The sequence below is a fragment of the Lacrimispora sp. genome (assembly GCF_032078915.1).
GTDB lineage: Bacteria > Bacillota > Clostridia > Lachnospirales > Lachnospiraceae > Lacrimispora.
In genome coordinates this window covers 1-5,503 of sequence record NZ_DAMAUN010000171.1, presented here as the reverse complement: position 1 = coordinate 5,503, position 5,503 = coordinate 1, and the positions used below count along the sequence as shown (strand labels likewise).

General features: G+C 42.0%; 5 protein-coding genes. 3 read left to right on the top strand and 2 right to left on the bottom strand.

All coding sequences use genetic code 11. The annotated features are described in order from the left end of the window. Positions 1 to 832: glycosyl hydrolase family 18 protein (locus tag RT269_RS29670; protein ID WP_313188104.1), on the top strand; the 832-nt coding region annotated here is incomplete at its 5' end. Positions 833 to 996: 164 nt separating this feature from the next. Here the strand turns inward: RT269_RS29670 and RT269_RS29665 are convergent. Both RT269_RS29665 and RT269_RS29660 read right to left on the bottom strand, forming a co-directional pair. Then, a complete protein-coding gene (locus RT269_RS29665) occupies positions 997 to 2,667 on the bottom strand; it encodes a S8 family peptidase (protein ID WP_313188103.1) in 1,671 nt (556 codons plus the stop codon). Between the two features lie 171 nt (positions 2,668 to 2,838). Next, positions 2,839 to 3,006, bottom strand: coding sequence for a hypothetical protein (locus tag RT269_RS29660; protein ID WP_313188102.1), 168 nt, complete (start codon positions 3,004 to 3,006; stop codon positions 2,839 to 2,841). A gap of 204 nt (positions 3,007 to 3,210) precedes the next feature. On the opposite strand from RT269_RS29660, the gene RT269_RS29655 reads away from it, so the two are divergent. Continuing rightward, on the top strand, positions 3,211 to 4,794 hold the full coding sequence (locus RT269_RS29655) for a recombinase family protein (protein ID WP_313188101.1): 1,584 nt from the start codon (positions 3,211 to 3,213) through the stop codon (positions 4,792 to 4,794). Between the two features lie 202 nt (positions 4,795 to 4,996). After that, positions 4,997 to 5,503: LysM peptidoglycan-binding domain-containing protein (locus RT269_RS29650; protein ID WP_313188099.1), on the top strand; the 507-nt coding region annotated here is incomplete at its 3' end.

The following is a 5,503-nucleotide window of genomic DNA, read 5'->3' as shown; positions in this document are numbered from 1 at the left end:
TGAAATTATACAGCTAGCTAAAGCATATGATGTTGCACCCATGATGTTTATTTCCACTATGACGGAAGAGGGAATCGTCAGCCGCGAAGTGACCTATAATATTATAAATAACCCTATTGTGCAGGATCGCTTTATTGAAAACGCTCTTTACATACTAAAAACGAAAGGCTTTTATGGTATAAATATATATGCCGAAAATATAACCAATGACAACATAGACAGCATTGCTGAATATTTAAAAAGAGCCTCTGCGATATTTCATTCAGAAGGTTATAAGATGTTGATTACCATAACACCGGCTACGAATGTAGATATCCCCGGCGTTAATTTTGAAAAATTAGACTATTCAAAATTATCTGAATTTGCAGATGGAATTATATTTTCTTCTTATGACTGGGCAAGGTCCTACAGCTATCCAAACGCAATATTTCCGGTTAATATCTTAAGAGAGTTATTAGATTATGTGGTTAGCATCATTCCCCCTGAGAAAATTTTTCTAGGAGTCACCGCTCTAGGTTATGATTGGACACTTCCATATGTTCCCGGTGCTACAGAAGCTGTTGTGATATCTAATAATAATGCGGTACAAATTGCAGCGGAAAACGATATACCAATACAATTTAATGAAATAGCACAGTCCTCTTACTTCTACTATATTGACAGTGATGGAATTCTGCATGTAGTATGGTTTAAAGATGCAAGAAGCTTTGATGCAAGAGCCGGACTTGTAGAGGAATATGATCTTCAAGGTTTATCTATTTGGACAATTATGAGATTCGATACCCGAATGTGGCTTATTATTAATACTCAATATTACATTCAGAAGTTATAAATGTCCATGCAGGCAGTTGTAAAGAACGTTATAAAGGCGGGCCCGGAATACCGGATACCCGCTTTAATTATCTCCAATCGTGAAGTGAAAAGGATGGATCAGGCAATTATAGCCCCTGTTTCAGTCAATCGGATATCCGCAATCCGCGACCATGCTTGATGGGGTTAAAAGTTAGTAAGCAGCCTGAACAAATTGACCACATTCACCTGGCCGTATCCCCATATGTTATTCGGATAGGTGAATGAGCTGGAACGCGTCGCCCCTCTTACCATCAACCGGTCAACAGAAATTCCATTCATTGTGCTATAATTTCCCCTCACAATGGTCCACTCAAAGACCATGGAAATAATGCCGGCTGTATGGGCGGCGGCGGCACCAGTTCCGGTCACAGAACCATACCCGCCTCCGGGAAGTGCACAAGTAAGCTGGTAACCGGGAGCCGCAATATCCGGTTTGACAAAGCCCGTTCTTGTATAACCCCTGCTTGATTCACCAAGAATTGAATTATTCATCTGATTATAGGCAGTCACAGTCAGCTGGCGATTGCCGTTTCCAGGTGAAGTGATGGTGGTATCCGGTGAGTAATTAAGAAAATAGGTCTGGTCAGATATGAGACCGTTGGAAGGAAGCCATGAATGGAAGGACAAAGGCTCATTTTCAACGCTCCTGATTCGTATACGCCAGATTCCGGGGATCGTGTTCTGAAAACGTACCAGGATCATCTGGTCTCCGGTTTCCTCTTCAAAAATATAATTATTGACATAAAGGGTAGTAGGAGAGAACACAAAGTTGAATATTCTGCAGCTGCCGATCGTGGGGTAAATCTGTTGTGTTGATTCTCTGTTTGGTGAGGATATGTCAATGGACACCCTTCCTAGAGAATGTGACCAGATTTCCAAAGCAAATATTTTATCCTCTTCCCCTATTCTTAACTCGAAGTCATTGTAAAAAGGTTCTAACGGAGTGAAATTATAATAATGACTGCGGCTGTTTCCCTCGTTACCGGCAGAAACGGATATGCCGACACCGGTCTGCAATACCAGATCATTTAGGTAACCGCTTAGGGCGCCATTCCCATCATGACCTCCCTGGTTACTTCCAACGGCAAAGCAAGTGACTACAGGGCGGCTAAACCTTTCCTGAATGGTAAGGGAATAACGAAAGCCAAGCATAAGATCAGATTCTTGAAAGCATAAAGCATCATCGGGGACAAAATAAAAGCTCTTTAGATTCTGTTTTGCTTCCTTCAGTTTTACGATCACCAGATCAGATTGTGGGACTACACCGCTAAAGGCTTCCAGCGCATTGGAAGTACCGGCAATAACGCTTGCGATGGCCGTTCCGTGTCCGTTGGTGTCTGTTGATGGTACAATGGACAAGGGGTCTTCAGAATTTAATGCGGTATTGATTGTCTCACGGCTGTATTCCGTACCAAAGGTAAACGTTTCGGGAGGAGTGCCCTCTTGCTGAGTCTGATCCCATATAGTAAGGATACGGGTTGAACCATCGCTGTTGCGGAAAGCGGGATGCTGGTAATCAATGCCGGTATCAATGACCACTACAATTACGCCCTGTCCGTACAGAGCTAAAGCCGGAATCCGCTGCACCTCTCCAATACCACTTCGTTCCAGACTGACTGTAGAATTGAGGGTATATAGTGACGGAAAGGTGTGTGCGGGGAAATCTGCCAAATCACAAATGTCTACATCTTCAGTCGGGATATGCAGTAAGGAATGCCGGTTATTTAAATATGTAATGTAATCATCACTGGGAAATAACATTACTGGGTTAGTAATAATTAAATCAAAATAATTGTTATCCAAAATTCTCTTCATAGTTAAGTCTCCTCGCTATCACTGAAAGTAGTAATCATACAATAGGCAGAATGAGGTTGTCTGCCTAAAATTTGGATGTCCCAGCAACGATCTAAGTGATATACCTGTTAAAGAATATGTCAGAAGAAGAAAAAATATGAGGGCCAGACCACTTGTCCACCAGTTCCGGCCTCAGCCGGTTCCCTCCTTATGTAAATAAGCTGCCCTCAGTGCCGGCAGTACCATTTTAGCAATTTGTTTAGAAATAGCTTTAGCCTCTTCAGAAGTTGTATCTTTGCAGTAATCGTCATGAAAAATAAAAGTCGTGTTTCCTCTTTTTACTTCCTTCACTATTGACATATCACCACCCCTTCTAAATGATTCTATGTTCCATAGTTTGTACACCTTTACTTGTTTTTGGCCTATAATCTTTGCATGTATAACGCCTGCTGCATTCCGGCTCAAATGGCCGGAATCTGACAAGGGCGTATTTTTTATGCCATGAATTAGAATTAAGAACACAGCATACCCATAAAATAAAACAGATCCAGAAGGGAGGCGCCTATGTCATATCTCATGTATTTAAGAAAAAGCCGGGCTGACAAAGAAGCGGAAGCCCGCGGCGAAGGTGAGACACTCGCCCGCCATGAACAATTACTGACCGAACTGGCTATAAAAATGAGTCTTGAAGTCGGCGCCATATATAAAGAGCTGGTTTCTGGAGAGACCATTTCTGCCCGCCCCAAAATGCAGCAAGTGTTATTAGAGGTCATGCAAGGCATGTGGGAGGGCGTTCTTGTCATGGAGGTCGAGCGTCTTGCCAGAGGTGACACCAAGGACCAGGGGACCGTGGCGGAAGCTTTTAAATTTAGCAGCACTAAGATCGTCACCCCTTTAAAAACCTATGATCCTTCAGACGAATTTGACGAAGAGTATTTTGAGTTCAACCTCTTCATGAGCCGCAGAGAATACAAAACTATCAACCGGAGAATTCAAAGAGGCCGTATCGCTGCCTTTCGGGACGGCTGGTACATAGCCGGAACAGCTACTTATGGATATGAAAAAATAAAACAGAAAGGCGATAAGGGATATACCCTGGAAATCGTTCCGGAAGAGGCAAAAATTGTTGAATACATCTATGAACTTTATATCGCAGGCGAGCTGCAGGCAGATGGCAGCTATGCTCCTTTTGGTTCCTACCAGATCAGGGATCGGCTGAACGAGCTGCAAATACCTTCTCGAAGTGAAAGACCTTGGTCAGCTTCTTCCATTATAGACATATTAAGTAACCCTACCTACTGCGGATATCAGCGGTGGCAGTGGCGCAAGGTTCTAAAGCAAATGATAGATGGAAAAATCATTGAAACCAGACCCAAGGATGCTGACTGTGAAAAAGTCCGTGGACGCTTCACAGCAATTATACCGGAAGAAAAGTATAACCTGGTGCAGAAGATCAAAGCCGGTAAACCTCTCCCGATCAAAAACAATACTGCCTTGCAAAACCCCCTTTCCGGGCTGGTATATTGTTTTAAATGCGGCACCTTAATGACCAGGCAGCCCAGCAATACCAGACTTCGTTACGCCATCCTGCGCTGTCCAAACAGTAAGTGCAGCAATATCTCGTCTCCTCTTTCCCTGATTGAAGAACAGATCATCGAAGGCTTAAAGGAATGGATTCCGGAATACGAATTAGACTGGCCAGAAGAAACCAGGAAAGAAAGTGAAACCACACTGGCTGTCTTAGAAAACTCCCTCCATACTATCGAAGAGAAATGCATCCAGACAGTAAAGCAGTTAAACAAAACCTTCGATCTTTTAGAGCAGGGAGTATATTCCCTTGATATCTTTCAGGAGCGCCGCAAAAATTTGGAAGATCAGAAAAAAGAGTTACAGGAAGAGTTAACGCTTATTCAAGAAGAACGGAACCGGATTGCAGCAAGGGAACAGGCCCGGAGGGATTTCATTCCTGCCATTAAGCAACTGGTGGAAGTGTACTGGGAAGTGGATGACATTATGGTTCGAAATAGCATGCTAAGAAATGTTTTGAATCATGTAGATTACTTAAAGACAGAAAGAAATAAAAAAGGCGCCGGAAACACGGCGAATTTCACATTGCAGTTTTACCCAAAAATCCCGGAAGGCCGCTGAAACACAGGGTTTTCTCAGGATTTACAATTACTTATGCCTTGTCGGCCCATATGTATATGGACCGATAGCCCATATGTAATTGCATCAGCTGCCTAAACCAGTTATTGCTTATATTATTGAGTTACATTATTATCTACACGATGCTGTTATGAACATGTAAGATCAGCATATAATAGATTAATTAAATCAATTGAGGGAATCCATGATCCTACACGTTGTACAACCCGGTGAAACCATAAATTCAATATCAGAATATTACGAAATCCCTGTTGACCGATTAATATTGGAAAACGGAATTACAAACCCTGAAAATTTAGCAATAGGCCAAACAATTGTGATTGTTCAGCCTGAAACACTTTATACGGTCCAGGCCGGAGATTCTTTGGAGAGTATTGCAATGCAGCATGGTACTACTCCAATGGAATTATTAAGAAATAATCCCTATCTTTCCGACATGGAATTTTTGTACCCCGGTGAAATTATAGTTATCAGCTATCAGACGAATAGAAAAAGAACAATAGCCACTATTGGTTATACTTTTTCATATATAGATAGATCTGTTTTAATAAAAACACTTCCTTTTTTAACTTACCTGACCATATTCAATTATAGGACTACAAGTGAAGGCGAAATCATCTCGAATGCCGACGATACTGAAATTATACAGCTAGCTAAAGCATATGATGTTGCACCCATGATGTTTATTTCC

Excerpts from the sequence above, each read along its gene's own strand:
- RT269_RS29665 (WP_313188103.1), bottom strand. The coding sequence starts at position 2,667 with ATGAAGAGAATTTTGGATAACAATTATTTTGATTTAATTATTACTAAC.
- RT269_RS29660 (WP_313188102.1), bottom strand. The coding sequence starts at position 3,006 with ATGTCAATAGTGAAGGAAGTAAAAAGAGGAAACACGACTTTTATTTTT.
- RT269_RS29655 (WP_313188101.1), top strand. The coding sequence starts at position 3,211 with ATGTCATATCTCATGTATTTAAGAAAAAGCCGGGCTGACAAAGAAGCG.